This window comes from Nocardia sp. NPDC001965 (genome assembly GCF_053594175.1).
On the sequence record NZ_JBSFDZ010000002.1, the window covers coordinates 288009 to 302615 of the forward strand.

At 67.1% G+C, this 14607-nt stretch carries 19 protein-coding genes and 1 pseudogene; 10 read left to right on the forward strand and 10 right to left on the reverse strand.

Annotated features, from left to right (window positions below):
- The first annotated feature begins 37 nt into the window (after positions 1 to 37).
- Entirely contained in the window at positions 38 to 934 is an 897-nt protein-coding gene (locus tag ACWCPQ_RS05210; RefSeq protein ID WP_449894953.1) for a class I SAM-dependent methyltransferase, read from the forward strand.
- A 30-nt stretch (positions 935 to 964) separates the two neighbouring features.
- Here the strand turns inward: ACWCPQ_RS05210 and ACWCPQ_RS05215 are convergent, their stop codons facing one another.
- The 5 genes from ACWCPQ_RS05215 to ACWCPQ_RS05235 form a co-directional block, all read right to left on the reverse strand.
- The gene (locus ACWCPQ_RS05215; RefSeq protein WP_449894954.1) at positions 965 to 1762 is read right to left on the reverse strand and encodes a DUF1542 domain-containing protein; all 798 of its coding nucleotides are present in this window, start codon (positions 1760 to 1762) and stop codon (positions 965 to 967) included.
- A gap of 103 nt (positions 1763 to 1865) precedes the next feature.
- A complete protein-coding gene (locus ACWCPQ_RS05220) occupies positions 1866 to 3212 on the reverse strand; it encodes a diguanylate cyclase domain-containing protein (protein ID WP_449894957.1) in 1347 nt (448 codons plus the stop codon).
- Positions 3213 to 3290: 78 nt separating this feature from the next.
- On the reverse strand, positions 3291 to 4439 hold the full coding sequence (locus tag ACWCPQ_RS05225) for a terpene synthase family protein (protein WP_449894960.1): 1149 nt from the start codon (positions 4437 to 4439) through the stop codon (positions 3291 to 3293).
- A gap of 31 nt (positions 4440 to 4470) precedes the next feature.
- Positions 4471 to 4722 (reverse strand): hypothetical protein, encoded by a 252-nt coding sequence (locus ACWCPQ_RS05230; protein ID WP_449894961.1) that lies wholly within the window; start codon positions 4720 to 4722, stop codon positions 4471 to 4473.
- A gap of 460 nt (positions 4723 to 5182) precedes the next feature.
- Positions 5183 to 5608: a helix-turn-helix domain-containing protein gene (locus ACWCPQ_RS05235; protein ID WP_449894963.1), complete on the reverse strand. Its 426-nt coding sequence runs from the start codon at positions 5606 to 5608 to the stop codon at positions 5183 to 5185.
- 82 nt (positions 5609 to 5690) lie between these two features.
- Between ACWCPQ_RS05235 and ACWCPQ_RS05240 the strand changes: the two genes are divergently transcribed.
- Positions 5691 to 6572: an NAD(P)-dependent oxidoreductase gene (locus tag ACWCPQ_RS05240; protein WP_449894965.1), complete on the forward strand. Its 882-nt coding sequence runs from the start codon at positions 5691 to 5693 to the stop codon at positions 6570 to 6572.
- 102 nt (positions 6573 to 6674) lie between these two features.
- Here ACWCPQ_RS05240 and ACWCPQ_RS05245 read toward each other — a convergent pair whose 3' ends face one another.
- Positions 6675 to 7367: an O-methyltransferase gene (locus tag ACWCPQ_RS05245; RefSeq protein WP_449894968.1), complete on the reverse strand. Its 693-nt coding sequence runs from the start codon at positions 7365 to 7367 to the stop codon at positions 6675 to 6677.
- A gap of 129 nt (positions 7368 to 7496) precedes the next feature.
- Between ACWCPQ_RS05245 and ACWCPQ_RS05250 the strand changes: the two genes are divergently transcribed.
- The 3 genes and pseudogenes from ACWCPQ_RS05250 (at position 7497) to ACWCPQ_RS05260 (ending at position 8675) form a co-directional block, all read left to right on the forward strand.
- Entirely contained in the window at positions 7497 to 8210 is a 714-nt protein-coding gene (locus ACWCPQ_RS05250; protein ID WP_449894970.1) for a TetR/AcrR family transcriptional regulator, read from the forward strand.
- A 91-nt stretch (positions 8211 to 8301) separates the two neighbouring features.
- A pseudogene (locus ACWCPQ_RS05255) lies at positions 8302 to 8454 on the forward strand (DoxX family membrane protein); the annotation flags it as partial.
- A 50-nt stretch (positions 8455 to 8504) separates the two neighbouring features.
- Positions 8505 to 8675 (forward strand): hypothetical protein, encoded by a 171-nt coding sequence (locus ACWCPQ_RS05260; protein WP_449894971.1) that lies wholly within the window; start codon positions 8505 to 8507, stop codon positions 8673 to 8675.
- A 71-nt stretch (positions 8676 to 8746) separates the two neighbouring features.
- On the opposite strand, the gene ACWCPQ_RS05265 is transcribed toward ACWCPQ_RS05260, so the two are convergent.
- From ACWCPQ_RS05265 to ACWCPQ_RS05275, 3 genes are read right to left on the reverse strand one after another with little or no spacing between them, the layout of a single operon-like run.
- The gene (locus tag ACWCPQ_RS05265) at positions 8747 to 8932 is read right to left on the reverse strand and encodes a rubredoxin (RefSeq protein WP_449894973.1); all 186 of its coding nucleotides are present in this window, start codon (positions 8930 to 8932) and stop codon (positions 8747 to 8749) included.
- Position 8933: 1 nt separating this feature from the next.
- Positions 8934 to 9113 (reverse strand): rubredoxin, encoded by a 180-nt coding sequence (locus ACWCPQ_RS05270; RefSeq protein WP_449894974.1) that lies wholly within the window; start codon positions 9111 to 9113, stop codon positions 8934 to 8936.
- Entirely contained in the window at positions 9113 to 10336 is a 1224-nt protein-coding gene (locus ACWCPQ_RS05275) for an alkane 1-monooxygenase (RefSeq protein ID WP_449894976.1), read from the reverse strand. Before ACWCPQ_RS05275 ends, ACWCPQ_RS05270 begins: the two co-directional genes overlap by 1 nt.
- Before the next feature lie 181 nt (positions 10337 to 10517).
- Here ACWCPQ_RS05275 and ACWCPQ_RS05280 point away from each other — a divergent pair, with 181 nt between their 5' ends.
- The 5 genes from ACWCPQ_RS05280 (at position 10518) to ACWCPQ_RS05300 (ending at position 13761) form a co-directional block, all read left to right on the forward strand.
- Positions 10518 to 11123, forward strand: a complete 606-nt coding sequence (locus tag ACWCPQ_RS05280) for a TetR family transcriptional regulator (protein ID WP_449894978.1) — start codon at positions 10518 to 10520, stop codon at positions 11121 to 11123.
- Positions 11124 to 11497: 374 nt separating this feature from the next.
- Positions 11498 to 11866, forward strand: a complete 369-nt coding sequence (locus tag ACWCPQ_RS05285; RefSeq protein ID WP_449894980.1) for a hypothetical protein — start codon at positions 11498 to 11500, stop codon at positions 11864 to 11866.
- The gene (locus ACWCPQ_RS05290; protein ID WP_449894983.1) at positions 11863 to 12282 is read left to right on the forward strand and encodes a roadblock/LC7 domain-containing protein; all 420 of its coding nucleotides are present in this window, start codon (positions 11863 to 11865) and stop codon (positions 12280 to 12282) included. The genes ACWCPQ_RS05285 and ACWCPQ_RS05290 overlap by 4 nt, the downstream gene beginning before the upstream one ends.
- A 194-nt stretch (positions 12283 to 12476) precedes the next feature.
- Positions 12477 to 12608: a hypothetical protein gene (locus ACWCPQ_RS05295; RefSeq protein ID WP_449894985.1), complete on the forward strand. Its 132-nt coding sequence runs from the start codon at positions 12477 to 12479 to the stop codon at positions 12606 to 12608.
- Between the two features lie 190 nt (positions 12609 to 12798).
- On the forward strand, positions 12799 to 13761 hold the full coding sequence (locus ACWCPQ_RS05300; RefSeq protein ID WP_449894987.1) for an acyl-ACP desaturase: 963 nt from the start codon (positions 12799 to 12801) through the stop codon (positions 13759 to 13761).
- 50 nt (positions 13762 to 13811) lie between these two features.
- Here the strand turns inward: ACWCPQ_RS05300 and ACWCPQ_RS05305 are convergent, their stop codons facing one another.
- Positions 13812 to 14441, reverse strand: a complete 630-nt coding sequence (locus ACWCPQ_RS05305; protein WP_449894989.1) for a TetR/AcrR family transcriptional regulator — start codon at positions 14439 to 14441, stop codon at positions 13812 to 13814.
- Positions 14442 to 14607 lie beyond the last annotated feature (166 nt).

Genomic DNA, 14607 nt, shown 5'->3' on the forward strand with positions numbered 1-14607 from the left:
GTCTTCTGTCAGCCGATTCGATCGGAGGTGTTCGGTCGTGCGAACCGATGACGACGACTGGGATATCGTCACCAGCGTCGGGCTCACCGCGCTGGGAGTGGCGGCATTCCGAGCACTCGAATCCGCTCGGCCCGAGCCGCTCATCCGCGACGAGTACGCGGAACTGTTCGTGCGTGCCGCCGGCGAACCGCATGTCCTCGAGGTACTTGCCGATCCGCCGACGCTCGCCGGCGCGCCACTGGTCCCCGGATTCATGGGTTTGCGGACCGCGTTCTTCGACGATTTCTTCCGGGCGGCCGCCGCGCGCGGAACCGGACAGGCCGTGATCCTCGCCGCCGGGCTGGACGCGCGGGCCTTCCGCCTCGACTGGCCGCCGGGAACCATCGTCTTCGAGATCGATCGACCCGAAGTGCTCGCCTTCAAGGACCGGGTACTGACCACGCACGGAGCGAAACCGCGGGCCGAGCGCCGAACCGTCGCGGTCGACCTCCGTTCCGACTGGCCGGCCGCGCTGGCCGCGGCAGGCTACGACCGGGCCGTGGCCACGGCCTGGTCGGCCGAAGGCCTGCTGCCGTATCTGCCCGGGACGGCCCAGGACGCGCTGTTCGAGCACATCACCGAGCTCAGCCCGCCGGGGAGCCGGCTCGCCGTGGAGAGCGCTCCGACCGGGGCCGCGGCGAGCGGTTTCGCCAGTCTGGAAAAGAAATATCTCGACCGGAATCCGTTCGGCGATATCGACCTGGCCGAACTGTTCTATTCCGACGAGAAATCCGACCCGCAGCAGTGGCTCGGCAAGCACGGATGGTCGGTCTCGTCCACCGCGTCGGCCGATCTGGCCGCCGCCTACGGGGTGACCATCCCCGACCTGCCCGACGAGCTCGAACAGCAGTGGCAACAACCGCGATACCTCACCGCACACCGGCAACCGCTCTGAGCGCACCGAGCCGGTCGAGTTGCGCCGGCCTCAGAAGTCGAATCCGCCACTGTCGAAACCACCGCCGTCGAAACCGCCCCCATCGCCACCCCAGTCACCGCCGCCGTGATCGTCCTGGCCGCCGGTATCGCCCCCGGCGCCGCCGTAGTCCTGATCTCCGGCGGACAACCCGTCCGCGTACCCCTCGCCATAGCCGGACTCGAACCCCTCTGCGCCGTAGCCGACACCGGCCATACCGGAGAACAGTGAACTGAACAGCAGGGCCGAGCCGACTCCCCAGGCACCCGCGACCAGGGCTGGCCGCCACCAGGGTTCGGAGTACCAACCGGCCGGGACAGGACGTCCGGCGACCCGCCCGCCCGGATAGTAGTTCGGCGTCTCCGACGACGGCCGGGGCGACGCGGCGATCCGCCGGTTGTCGAAATCGATCACGCGATCTTCGCTGACTTCGCCCGCGGTGGACCGGCCCTCCAGCTCCGGCACGGCCGGACCCGGGTCCATCTCCATCGCGGTACGGGCGGCACGGATGTAGTACAACCCTTCGACCGCGGTCTGTTTCGCGAGCCGGGCCTGGACCGGAGTTCGCGCCTGATCGATCTGCGCACCGGCCGCGTTGTGCCGTTCCGCGGCGTCGGCGAGGGCCTGCTGGGCTGCGGCATTGCTACCGGTCAGATTGTAGATCTGGCCGCCGAGCCGTTCGTTGACCCGGCGAGCCTCGGCCACCGAGTCGGCCAGTTCGGTCGCCGCCCGTTCCGTGCGCTGCCGGGACCGCAATACCAGGGCCACCGCCACCAGCACGACCACCACAGCGATCAGAAACCATTCCATGGTCACGCACTCCTTCGCTCGCCGGAGTACCGTGCGCCAAGCCTACTCGCCGGGTGGTGGAGTCACCGCGCAGCGGACCGGAGCCACCGGCCGGTGCTCGGAGTCACCGCTGCGGCGGGTCCTCCGTGGCGTCCGCGGTCGGGATGTACCGGTTCAGTTGCTCGGGATCGACGTCCTCACCGTCGGCGAGCATATGCAGTACCCACTGCGATTTGCCGTTGTTCTTCGCGCGATACAGACCGGTATCGGCGGCGTCGATCAGCGTTTCGGCCTGTCCGCTCTGCACCGTGGTCAGCACGGCGCCGATACTGGCCGAAACCTGCACCTGATGGCTGTTCGTCGTCACCGGCTCGGTGAGCGCACCCAGCAGATTGTCCGCCACCCGGCCGATCTTCCAGACGTCGACCGGCGGCGGCACCAACGCCACGAATTCGTCGCCACCGATCCGCGCCACCAGGCAGTCCAGGTTCTGCACGCTCGCGTTGAGACGTTCGGCGACGGCGGCGAGCACCCGGTCGCCGGTGCCGTGGCCGTAGCGGTCGTTGATGTGTTTGAAACGATCGAGGTCCACGAAGCACAGGCCGATCTGCTCATGACCGCCCGCTTCTTTCATCACGACGTCCAAGCGCTCCAGCAGCTGACGCCGGTTGGCCAGGCCGGTCAGCGGATCGTGCCTGGCCTGCCGGTGCAGTTCCTGGCGCATCCGGTGCTGTTCGGTGACGTCTTCACCCACCGCCAGCAGATAGTTCGGGAGGCCCGGGCCGCCCTGGACGAACGTGATGGAGAAAGTCGCCCACCCGTAACTGCCGTCCACCCGGCCGATCTGCTGCTCCAGCTTCACCGTCCCCTGACGGTTGGGGACCAGCTTCTGATAGACCAGGTTGCGTATCCGTTCCCGATCCTCGGGATGAGCGAATTCGTAGACCGAGATACCGCGTAATTCGTCGATCGGGACGCCGATCATATCGGCGAGTTTCTGATTGGCGTCGAGTAGGACACCGTTGGTGTCGCCGATGGCGATGGCCACCGCCGCGTTCTCGAAAACCACCCGGTAACGCTCGTCCGACTGTTGGCTGGGCCGGACACGGTCTTCGGCGTCGGCAGCGAATCGCTGCTGCCGGTGCGCACCGAAACCCTCGCCGAGTTTGGTCAGGAGTATCGCCATCCGCGTCACGGCTGCGGGATCGGCGTCCGGCCCGACGAGATTCCACAGGATCGGCGCGGAGGCCGCCGGAACATCGTGTGTTCCGGCGGCCACGGTGGCCAGCGCCGCGCCGATCCGGGCGCCCGCGGTGGGGTCGAAGGGTGTCGCGACGAGAGCTTCGGCAAAATCGCCTACCAGCCAGTGCAGGAGCTTGTCGATATCCGAACCGGGCGGTGCGGGTTCACCGGTCGCTAGTAGTGCTCGTGACCACCAGCGGACCAGTTCATCGTGCTCCGACCCGTCCATCACGCCCCTTCATCCGCTGCCTCGACTCCACCGCAGCTCCGCATCACCCCGGTCGAGCGTCACCGCCTCGACGAATGATCATCCTTCCTCATCGGACCGGGCCTTTTCCAGTCGGCCGGGGTTGTTCTCGGCGAAAATACCGCTGCCCTTGTAACGGGTAGTCATCAATTGCCATACCCAGGTCGCCTGGACGCAACCCCGGAGATCGTCGAGATGGGTCCGGATCGGCGCCGCCGCGGCGCTGTCCAGGATGTCCGGATCGGCACACCGCGCGGTCAGTGCGGCGTGCGACCGACGGAATTCGGTGAGCCGCTCCCGGACCAGACCGGCCGCGAGTTGCACGGCGTCGGCGAGTGTCGCGCCCGGCGTATTGAGCAGACAGACCGGTATCAGGTTGAAATCGGAGCGGTCGACGATGCACTCCTTCTCGAAGGAGAACATATCGTTCATCAGTGCGCCGATCTCGGCGGTCGTCCGTCGTAATCGGCGCATATCGTCCAGCAGTCCCGCGGCGGCCAGCCGCTCCCAGTCCAGATAGCTGTCCCGCCCGAATTCGCAGAGGGCGATGGCCGGGTACATACCCGATACCTGCGCGCGGAGATCGATGTACTCGGCAGTGGTCAGCAGGTCACGACGGGACCGGGCGTTCTGGTCCCGGATCGCGGTGCGCAGATGCTCGACCGTCGATTCCAGGAACCCGTCGAGCCACTGCGGATCCGCCTGCTGGGTACGCAACCGGGAGAGGAAATCGGCCGTCGCGGCCTCGATCGGCGAGGGCTCCGCCGGCGCGGTACGCGATTCGAGCAGCCGGCACAGCCGGTCGAGCTCGCTACGGGCCCGGCGTTGTTCGGCTCCGGGGAGGTGACCGAACTTCTCCCGGCCCACAGTGTCGTTGAGCCAGAAGAGAATCGCGTTGAACAGCCCGATGGTGGTCAGCCGCTCCGCGCTGATCGGGCCGGGGTGCAGATAGGGGGTCATACTGTTGTAGTGCGCGCCGCCCGGCTCCAGCCAGATCCCCCGGGCGCGGCAGTATTTCTCCACCTCCCCGCATACTTGTTCGCCGAATTCGCTCGGCCTGAACTCCCTGCTGTAGTCTGCGATATCGCAGTCGGTGGTACTGAAGAGTTCCCGCAACGACCAGGGCCGGTCCGCGCGAACCCAGGTTTCGTGTTGAGCGCGCATATCCGCGATATTTCGCTCGAGCGCCGATGTATACCGAGAAGCCACGACGACTCTCCTCCCGCATGATCCAAACCCTTCAAGCTTGGTCGACGCGGGCGATCGTGTCATCCCGGCAGATTTCACCGGCCGGAGCGCCGCTGAACACCGAGGTCGGGCCCACTCCGGCCGGGCACGCTGCCGGCGGCCGGCTTCGATTCTCCCCAGGCGATCGCCTCCCTGACGGCCACCCCTCCTGGATCGCCTGCACCACGCCGGCGAGCTCGGCGATCGGGTAGATCCAGTAGTCGGCGAACAAGGAGAACTTCTTCGGAGCATCGACCAGGTCCATCGGGTTGTCCCCGCGGCCCGCAGCCGCCACCGCACCGAACGCAGATTTCCGCAGGCCCGTCGATCCCGGACGCCGGGCGAGAGAAATCCGGCCGCACGGCAGCGGTCCATCCGGCTCCGGCGCAATGCCGGCAGCGCCAGCAACCGTTTACCACCCTCGGCGACTGCACGATGTTCGGCACCGACCGTCACGTCCGGTCCCCGAACAGATGCAGGTACGAAGCGACACGTCCGGGCCACTCCGCATACTCGGAGTGGCCATGGCCTCGACTCACTGTCGGTCCGTGATAGCAGAAGACAATAACTTTCCCCTGATCACCGGGCTGCCACCGGGCCTACGGCTCCCGGTACCCATTCGACCACCATCGGACCGGCGAACCGGCATCCGAGCGATACCCGGTGCCCGCCGCCGACGCGCGGTCGCCCCCGGCACGCCGACCGACAGACCCGAGTGACGACCCCTACTCCCCGGAAGCGCCGCTCGCCGGATGCGACCGGACGGACCGTTTCAGCGCGCCGAGCAGTTTCGAGCGGTCCGCGGGCGACCCGTCCCACTTCTCGTCGTCCTCGACGATATCGGCCAGCGCACGGAAGACCACCGCGAGCAGGCCCGGGAACCTGGCCTCCAGATCCGCGTAGCGCAGGCTCATCACGCGAGTACGGCCGACAACCGCAGTCCGCGTGATACCCGCTTCCCGGAGCACCCGGTAGTGATGCGAGAGCGTGGACTTGTGCAGTGCGATGTTCTGGCTGAGATCGCCGCAGTTCTCGCCCTCGTCACAGGCCAGGCAGGCCACCAGCTGCAGGCGGAACGGATCGGACAGGGCATGCATGACCGCCGCGAAATCCAGATCGGCGGTCTCCGGATGCGATAACTCGGCGGGCATGCGCTCACCTCTCCCACGCTTGACAGTTTGACGATCATACAACAATTATTGTTGGACATTCCTCAAACAATTAGGAGCGCAGATGTCCGATGGAACACGCACGCCCGTCACGGTTCTGGGCCTGGGACTCATGGGTTCGGCGATCGCGCGGGCGTTCTTGGCAGCCGGGTATCCGACGACCGTATGGAACCGAACGGCGGCGAAAGCCGAGCCACTGACCGACCTCGGCGCGCGGCGCGCGTCATCGGTGGCCGAGGCGGTCGCAGCCGCCCCCCTCGTCGTCGTCTCCCTGCTCGACGACGGCGCGGTGGCGAGCACCCTGGGTGCCGCGGATTCGGCGCTGCCCGGACGGGTACTGGTGAACCTCACATCCTCGACCCCCGAACAGTCGAGAACACGTGCCGAGTGGGCCGGCCGGCACGGCGCCTCCTACGTGGACGGCGCCGTCATGGCGGTACCACAGGGCATCGGCACAGCGGATGCGCTCGTGCTGTACTCGGGTTCCGAAAGCGCCTACCGGACGGCCGAACCGACGCTGCGAGTCCTCGCCGAACAGAGCACCTATCTGGGTGCGGACCACGGACGCGCCGCCGCGTTCGACGCCGCGCTCGTATCGGTGTTCTGGCTCTCGCTCTTCGGGGTGACACTCGGTATCGCGCTCGCCGAGGCCGAGGGTATCCCCGGCAGCGAGCTCGTTCCGTTCACACCCGCCTTGGCCGGGCTGCTACCCGGAATGCTGGCGCAGACCGCCGCACAGGTCGAAGCCGGCCACTACCCGGCCGACGACACTTCCATCTCGTCGGCCTACGAAGCATTCAGCACCCTCCGCGCGGTGATCGCACGCCACGGCATCGATACCGGCGTCCTCGATGCCTCGGGCGAGATATTCCGGCGCGCAATGGATTCCGGCCACGGCGCCGAGGGGCTCGCCCGCCTGGTCACAGTAATCGCCGGGGACCGGTGACGGCTCCGGACCACCGGCGACGCCGCCCGGCCGACACCGGCCGCACGCGAATCCGTCCCGATGAGCACGGACGAGCCTTCGTCACGGGGCCGTGAACCCGGGTCACGCCTTCACAACCAGTTCCAGACCGCCACGGAAAGGGAGAGTCTGGGCGAACAGGCCGTTGGCCGGATCGTCGACATATTCGAATACGTCGCGATAGATATCCGGCCGGCCCTCGGTGTTGTCGATGAGCAGCACGCCGCCCGGGCGCAGCTTCGGCGCGATCGATTCCACGGCGGGCCGTGCCACAGCCGGCCAGATATCGATGAGCGCGAGATCGACCGGCCCATCCAGGTCGCGCAGTGTGTCCCGGAGATCCCCCGCCCGCAGGTCGATCCACGACTCGAGCCCGGCCGCACGGAAATTTGCGCGGGCCGCCGCGATCTTGGCAGGTTCCTGTTCGGTGGCGATCACCGTACCGGCGCCGCCGTCCGCGGCGGCGACCAGCCGCACGGCCTGCGCGAGGTAGAGCGTGGACACACCGTGGGAGGTGCCGACCTCGACGACCCGGCGGGCGCGCAGCGCCAGGCACAGCCGGTGGCACAGCATCGCCTTGTCGTGTTCGAGGGCGACCAGCTTATCGGCCAGGAAGGTATCCGCCGCGGCGTCGAGATCGGCGAGGTCCGCGGCATCCCCCCGTTCGGCCCGGTCCGCGAAATAGCCGGTGATCGAGGGGATCTGGTCGGCACTGCGGCGCTGCAGTTCGGCGACCAGCCTATCCAGGCCGGGATTCTGCAGCGGACTGGTGTTCATCGCGAAACCCTTTCGTGCGGGGAGATTCCCGCGGTCGGCATGTGTTCGAGGCGTCCTCAGTGTGCGTAGAGAAAGGTTTGATGTCAATATGGTGTGAACGTCAACGATGGATGTCGTATCGTGCGGTTCGTGCCTCAACCGCTTCCTCCCGGCCGGAGCCGACGCAGTCCGGCCACCCGGGCCGGTCGCGCCACCCTGACCGCCGACTCGATCGCCGCCGCAATGCTCGAACTGGCGGGCCGGCGCGGATTCGGGGCGGTGACCATGCAAGACCTCGCCGCGCACCTGGAGGTCACCGTTCGCGCCCTCTACCGGCATGTCCGCGACCGTCAGGAAGCCGTGGAACGGGCGGTCGAACTGTGGCTCTCCGAGTGGCCGGTCCCCGAGCTCGACCCCGCCGACTGGCAAGCGAGCCTGCGCGACTACTGCCGGCTGCTCCGGACAACGGTCCGGCGCCACCCCAGAGCACTGTTGGTCTCATTGGACGAGCAGGTCGGCGACGCGCGCATACCGGCCCGCCGTCTCACCGCGCCGGAATCGTTCCTACGATTCCTCGACCTGCTCGGGCTCGCGCCGGCCGATGCCCTGTTCGTCCACAGCGACCTACTGGTGCGCCTGTACGGATTCGTGCTCTTCGTCGATCATCGGACCGATACCGGCGCTCCGGCGGCGCAGCAGTACCCGGTACCGAGCGCGTGGCTCGACGCCCACGCCGACCTCGAACTACCGCAGTTGCGCCGGGCACGCGCCGAGACCTTCGACGCCGACGCGATGTTCGAGCGCATCCTCGACGAACTGGTACGGACCGTAGCGCATCTCGCGGACCGCCCCCGGCACGAATAGTGGGACCGAAACAAATCCTGCGGCTGGCCGTCGGACTCCTGTTCGCGGCCCACGGCACCGGAAACTCCTCGGCTGGTTCGGCGGACAGAGCCTGGCAGCCGACAACGCCGGTTTCGAGAAGATGGGTTTCGAACCCGGCAGCCTGTTCGGCACCGCCGCCGGGGTCAGCGAACTCGTGGGCGGACTGCTGCCGGCCGCCGGCTCGTTCACCCCACTCGGCGCAGCGATGATGCTGGGTACCGCGATCGTCATCGTCGACACCGGTTTCGGCAAGGGACTTTCGGCGGCTACGAGATGGGCTTGCTCTTCGCGGTGGCCGCGGCGGCAACCGCGTTCACCGGACCCGGCCGGCTGTCCGTCGACGCGGGCCGCCCCTGGGCCCGCATCGGCCCGGCCTGGGGCCTGATCTCTGTGGTGCTCGCGGTCGCGGCGGCGGTCACTCTCCTGCTCGAGGCAGTGCTGTAACTCCGGCCGCGCGCGACCGGTCGGTCCGGCCGATACGGACGCACCGGGGATCGTCGAATGCGCGCGCGGGCTCAGGTGCGGGTGACCTCGACCATGAAGAAATCGGCCTTGGCCGCGCCGCAGTCCGGGCACGACCAGTCGTCCGGGATATCGTCCCAGCGGGTACCGGGCGCGATACCGTCCTCGGGCCAGCCCAGCTCTTCGTCGTATTCGAAGCCGCATTGCACGCATTGGAACAACCGGTAGCCGGTGGTCATATCACTGCCCTCTCGTCGTCGTGATCGGTTCGAAGTCGAGCTTTTCGCGCACCCCGCAGTCGGGGCAGCACCAGTCGTCGGGAACGGCCGACCACGCCGTCCCCGCGGGAAATCCTTCGCGGGGCGCGCCGGTGGATTCGTCGTAGCGGTACTCACAGACCGGACAGCGGTAGGCGGCCATCACTGCGCCTCCGCGTACCGGGCCAGGACACGTTCCCGTTTGCCGGGCTGAATGTTCACGCGGGTGATGTCGCCCTGATAGTGGGCCAGGACCCGATGGTCCATCACCGCGCGCCACAGCGGCGGCAGATAGGCCAGAGTGATCATGCTGGCGTAACCACCGGGCAGTTCGGGCGCACCGTCCATACTGCGCAGCGTCTGATAGCGACGGGTCGGATTGGCGTGATGGTCGCTGTGCCGCTGCAGATGGTAGAGAAAGATATTGGTGACGATATGGTCGGAGTTCCAGCTGTGCTCCGGAGTGCAGCGCTCGTACCGCCCGGATTCCGTGCGCCGCCGGAGCAGACCGTAGTGCTCGAGGTAGTTCACCGTTTCCAGCAGCGAGAACCCGTACACGGCCTGGATCAGCAGGAACGGTAGTACCGCGGGCCCGAATACCGCCGCCAGCGCACCCCACAGCACTACGGTCATCGCCCAGGCGTTCAGGACGTCGTTGCGCCACGTCCAGGGCCCGGAGCCCGTGCGCCGCAACCGGGTTCGCTCCAACGCCCAGGCCGACACCACGCCGCCCCGGACACTGCGCGGCAGAAAGGCCCAGAAGGACTCGGCGAAACGCGCGCTGGCGGGATCCTCCGGTGTGGCGACCCGCACGTGATGACCGCGGTTGTGTTCGATGTAGAAATGCCCGTATCCAGTTTGGGCCAGTGAGATCTTCGACAGCCGGCGTTCGAGATCGTCCTTCTTGTGCCCCAGTTCGTGCGCGGTATTGATTCCGACGCCGCCCATGACGCCGACGGTCAATGCCACACCGATCTTCGACCAGAGTCCGAGCCCGCCCTCGATACCCAGCCAGGACAGATCGGTCGCGGTCCACAGATAGGCGGCGAACACCAGGCTGATCAATTGGAACGGGATGAAGGCGTACACGCAGAAGCGGTAGTACGGGTCACGCTCCAGCTTCGACATCACCTCCGCCGGCGGGTTCTGCCCGTCCGGACCGAAGAAGCGGTCCAGGGTCGGCAGCAGGACGTAGACCAGCAACGGCCCGATCCACCACCACACCGGGGCCGGCTGATGCCAGCCGAGCCGGTGAAAGATCCACACCAGCGCGGCGGCCAGGCCGAGTGCGGTCGGGGCCACCAGCCCGAACAACCACAGGTACCGCTTGCGGTCGCGCCACTGCGGTGCGACCTCGCCGCGCGAATCCGTCTCGGACGTCGTCATCGTCGCCCTCCTCGCCTTTCCCGAATGCGACCGCCGCGGCGCGGCCGTCGCATCGGCCGGTGCCGGCGGTCCCGCCCGGCCACAGCCGTTTACACTTTTTCCGAATGTGTATCCATTACAGACACTCGCGCCAACTATGTCAATGATGGAACACTGACCTCGGTGATGTATGGTGGTCGACGTGGCAGACGCGCCGAATTTCCAGAACGAGATGCGCCGACTACTGCGCGAACGCGTGATCGAGACGGCGCGCCGGCTGGTCTGCACGGAGGGCTGGGGGGCGGTCAATATGTCCCGGGTAGCCCGCGAAGTCGGGGTGAGCCGTCCCGTGCTGTACAAGGAGATCGGCACCAAACAGGACCTGGCCGAGGTCGTCATCGCCGGCGAACTCGAGTCGTTCCTCGCCGGCGTCACCGAAACCGTCGCCACCGAACCCGGCGACCTGCTCACCGGAATCACCGCCGCGGCCGAATACACGCTGCGCGCGGCCGCCGACAACACCCTTCTCAAGGTTGTACTGGCCGGCCGCTCCGGCGCCGACACCACACTGCTACCCGCCCTGATGACCGAGCCCGAACCGGTTCTCGGGCGCGCCACCGCGGCCTTCACCGCCATTCTCTGCGCGCGATACCGCCTGGATTCGTTCGACGAGGCCGAACTCGGCACCCGGGTCGAAGCCGTGGTCCGGCTCGTACTGAGCCACCTCTTCCAACCCACCGGGACCATCGACCGCGCGGTCGTCCAGATAGCCCTCGTCGCCGGTCCCCTGTTCACCCCCGCCCCTTAGAAAGGGCACCGGGCATCCCGGCGTTGCGCGGGAGAGCTCGTCACGTATCCCGGCCCGGCGCCGTGGTCGCCGGGCCGGGCGAAACCGGCGCCGGCACCGCCGATCCACTGCCGTACAACTGATCTCGGCGGCGGGCAGGAGCCCGGAAGTTGATCTAGATTGCGTCCGGCTTCGTTGCTAGGCTGTTGCTGTCGACGAGGTCGGGGCACGAACACTCGACGGCACGAACCCAATTGATACCAGACGTCTTTCACCCACTCCGGCCGTCCTGACGAGCCGTAACTCGGCAATCGGCAACGTGATCGGAAGACGACCTGTCGACAAGCCGGCCGCGATGCGTCGATCGACCGCCTCGTGGCCGCAGGAGTTTTCACATGAATCTGGACGACGCCCTACACGAGGGTATGAGCGTGGACGGCGCTATCGGGATAGCGCTCGTCGACGCGGGAAGCGGGATGCTGCTGGCGAAGCAGGGCGGCAGTTCGGTATTCGACCTCGAGGTCGCCGGCGCCGTGAACACCGAGGTCCTGCGTGCGAAACTGCGTGCGATCGAGGCCCTGCAGCTGAACGATTCGGTGCAGGACATTCTTGTCTCCCTCGAGGGGCAGTACCACATCATCATGCCGCTGGCCCGAAACGCCGATGAGCAACTCTTTCTCTACCTGGCGTTGGACCGGTCGCGCGCCAATCTCGCCCTCGCCCGTCACCAACTCCGGCGCGTAGAACAAGCGATCAGACTATGAGCGGCGGCACCGGACGGCAAGAGGTGCTACTCAGCGATCCCACCGTCGTGAGCCGCCTGCTGCAGCAGGCTTGCGATGAGATCGACGGAGTCCAACATGCCATCATGACCAGCCGCGACGGCCTCCTCATCGCCGCCGACAAGGAATCGAGCGGACCGGACACCGCCGATACCATCGCGGTCCGCGCCTCGGCCATGGCCGCGGCGGGGGCCGGAATCGGCGATCATTTCACGCAGCTCGTCTCCCACGGCCGGCTCCAGGGGTCCATCTTCGAAGCGGAGCACGGCTGCGTCGGTGTCTTCCCGATCAGCACCACGCTGCTGCTCATCGTGACCAGCCGGCCTTCGGTGAACATGGGCCGGTTCAGTGTCGCGGCCAAGCGGACACTGCAGTTGCTGCAATCCCCCGGAACGTGATCGGCCCGGCCCGGAATCCGGGGGCGCACCCGTAACCCGCTCGCCACCGCATCGACCGGTCCTGCGCACCGGTCGATGCGCTCGTCCGGCTCCGAGTCACGGATCTCCGGGCCCACTTCCGCGGAATACCCGCAGATGTCGAGTACGGTCGGGGCAACGGGGCCACTGGGGTCCCCCGGCAGAAGGACGCGCTGATGTCCGATAAGTCTCCGCGCAGTTCCAACTCGAAGAAGTCCGGAAAAACCCTGAAGGAAAAACGAGCCGACAAGAAGGCCAAAGCCGGTAAGAAATCCGAGATCGAACACACCCTCGAACCCAAGGGCTAGCATGTCCGCGCGAGTTCGGGCAGGAGTTCGCCGCTGCCCGAACTTCGTGCACCGCACCACGATCGCGCACAGGAAACCGCAGTACCGCCGTGAACACATCGTTCGGGACCGGAACGCGTTCACGCGGACATCCACGCCACAGAGACAGCCGACGCGTTCCGCCGTGGGGGCAGGAACCGGGAAGGACTGCATGGTCCGGGATCTGACGCAAATGGAATTGCTGGTGGAGCTGGAGCCGGTGGTGGCCGAGAATCTCGACCGGCACCTGGCGACAGCCCAAGCATGGAATCCGCACGATTACGTGCCCTGGGACGAAGGCCGCAACTTCGCCGCGATGGGCGGGACCGATTGGGACCCGGAGCAGTCGCGACTGTCGGAGGTCGCCAAGGTCGCGATGGTGACCAACCTGCTCACCGAGGACAACCTGCCCTCGTATCACCGGACCATCAGTGAGCATTTCGCGGCGGACGGCGCGTGGGGTACCTGGGTGCACCGGTGGACCGCCGAGGAGAACCGGCACGCCATCGCCATGCGCGACTATCTGGTCGTCACCCGCGGCGTCGACCCGGTGGCACTGGAGAACCAGCGGATGGTGCATATGAGTCGCGGTGTACAGGCACCGGAGTATTTCCACGGCGTACTCGACCAGGTCGCCTATGTCACCTTCCAGGAGCTGGCCACCAGGATCAGCCACCGATGCACCGGCCGAGTATGCGAGGACCCCGTGGCCGACCGGATGCTCAAGCGGATCGCCGCCGACGAGAACCTCCATATGCTCTTCTATCGCAATGTGGCCGGCGCGGCGTTCGATATCGCGCCCGATCAGGCCATGGAATCGGTCACCAAGATCGTGACGGACTTCGGTATGCCCGGCCGCGGAATGCCCGATTGGCGCCGCAACGGTGTCCTGATGGTGAAGCACGGCATCTACGATCTCCGCCAGCATCTCGACGAGGTCCTGCAGCCGGTATTGCGGATCTGGAACGTCTTCGACCGCGACGATTTCGGTGCGCGCGGCGAACGCAGCCGCGAGGAACTCGGCGCCTATCTCGAGAAACTGGGCCGCGACGTCGCGCGTTTCGAGGAGCAGCGTGCTCGGCTGCTCGCGCGGGAAGCCGCCCGAGCCGAGAAGGCGGACAGCGCAGCGGGCTGAACCCCGCACTCCGGCCTCCCGGCTCTCCTACCCCGAGCCCGTCTCGACCCTCATATCGGCAGATTTCCCGGTCGCGGCGCAGTGGCGCCCGGCTCGGCTCGTAGCGCGGCCGAAATGAGGCGGGCGTAGCGGCGCCACACAGCGGGATCTCGGATATCGAGCTCGATCAGGGCACGCGCCGCACCGGATACCAGGACCTGGACATCCATTCCGGAAGCGTCGGCACGCAGCCCGCCCTGGGCACGGCCCAGGGCCAGAATCCGTTCCAGTTGCTGTTCGAGGTGTTCGTCGCCGAGCCCTTCGACGCCGCTGAGGACCTCGATCATCAGCCGATCCTCGGCCAGCCGGGTGGTGACCTGTTCCAGCAATGCCTCCAGCGCGTGATACGCGTCGGCCCGGGCTGCCTCGACGGCGATATCGACGAGCTGATGGAACCACTCGATATGTATGCGGGCGAGCGCCTGCACCAGATCGGACTTGGTCGGGTAGCTGCGGTAGACCGTGGCCTTGCCGACGCCCGCGCGTGCCGCGACCTGCGGGATGGTCGCTCCGATACCGTGCTCGGTGAACACCTCGATCGCCGCGGCGAGGACTCTCTCGTGGTTCTGCCGGGCATCGGCCCGTCGCCCCTCCCAGTTCTCGGGGTCGGCGCGGGTCGTATCCGGCTTCGATGCCGCCATGCCGGTCATGGTGCCGTATCCGCGATCTCCGTGAAGGACCGGCCGGTCTGCGATCCACGTCTCATTCCGGGCCCCGGGTGAGTTGCTCCACATCCGCCTTCCTGAAGTGGACCCTCCAGTCCACTTGCTCCTATCCTCGAGCATAACCGGACCACTGGGTCCACTA

Coding starts and splice junctions, on each gene's coding strand:
- ACWCPQ_RS05215 (WP_449894954.1), bottom strand. CDS start 1,762: ATGGAATGGTTTCTGATCGCTGTGGTGGTCGTGCTGGTGGCGGTGGCC.
- ACWCPQ_RS05220 (WP_449894957.1), bottom strand. CDS start 3,212: ATGGACGGGTCGGAGCACGATGAACTGGTCCGCTGGTGGTCACGAGCA.
- ACWCPQ_RS05230 (WP_449894961.1), bottom strand. CDS start 4,722: ATGGACCTGGTCGATGCTCCGAAGAAGTTCTCCTTGTTCGCCGACTAC.
- ACWCPQ_RS05235 (WP_449894963.1), bottom strand. CDS start 5,608: ATGCCCGCCGAGTTATCGCATCCGGAGACCGCCGATCTGGATTTCGCG.
- ACWCPQ_RS05240 (WP_449894965.1), top strand. CDS start 5,691: ATGTCCGATGGAACACGCACGCCCGTCACGGTTCTGGGCCTGGGACTC.
- ACWCPQ_RS05245 (WP_449894968.1), bottom strand. CDS start 7,367: ATGAACACCAGTCCGCTGCAGAATCCCGGCCTGGATAGGCTGGTCGCC.
- ACWCPQ_RS05260 (WP_449894971.1), top strand. CDS start 8,505: ATGGGCTTGCTCTTCGCGGTGGCCGCGGCGGCAACCGCGTTCACCGGA.
- ACWCPQ_RS05265 (WP_449894973.1), bottom strand. CDS start 8,932: ATGACCACCGGCTACCGGTTGTTCCAATGCGTGCAATGCGGCTTCGAA.
- ACWCPQ_RS05270 (WP_449894974.1), bottom strand. CDS start 9,113: ATGGCCGCCTACCGCTGTCCGGTCTGTGAGTACCGCTACGACGAATCC.
- ACWCPQ_RS05275 (WP_449894976.1), bottom strand. CDS start 10,336: ATGACGACGTCCGAGACGGATTCGCGCGGCGAGGTCGCACCGCAGTGG.
- ACWCPQ_RS05285 (WP_449894980.1), top strand. CDS start 11,498: ATGAATCTGGACGACGCCCTACACGAGGGTATGAGCGTGGACGGCGCT.
- ACWCPQ_RS05290 (WP_449894983.1), top strand. CDS start 11,863: ATGAGCGGCGGCACCGGACGGCAAGAGGTGCTACTCAGCGATCCCACC.
- ACWCPQ_RS05295 (WP_449894985.1), top strand. CDS start 12,477: ATGTCCGATAAGTCTCCGCGCAGTTCCAACTCGAAGAAGTCCGGAAAA.
- ACWCPQ_RS05300 (WP_449894987.1), top strand. CDS start 12,799: ATGGTCCGGGATCTGACGCAAATGGAATTGCTGGTGGAGCTGGAGCCG.
- ACWCPQ_RS05305 (WP_449894989.1), bottom strand. CDS start 14,441: ATGGCGGCATCGAAGCCGGATACGACCCGCGCCGACCCCGAGAACTGG.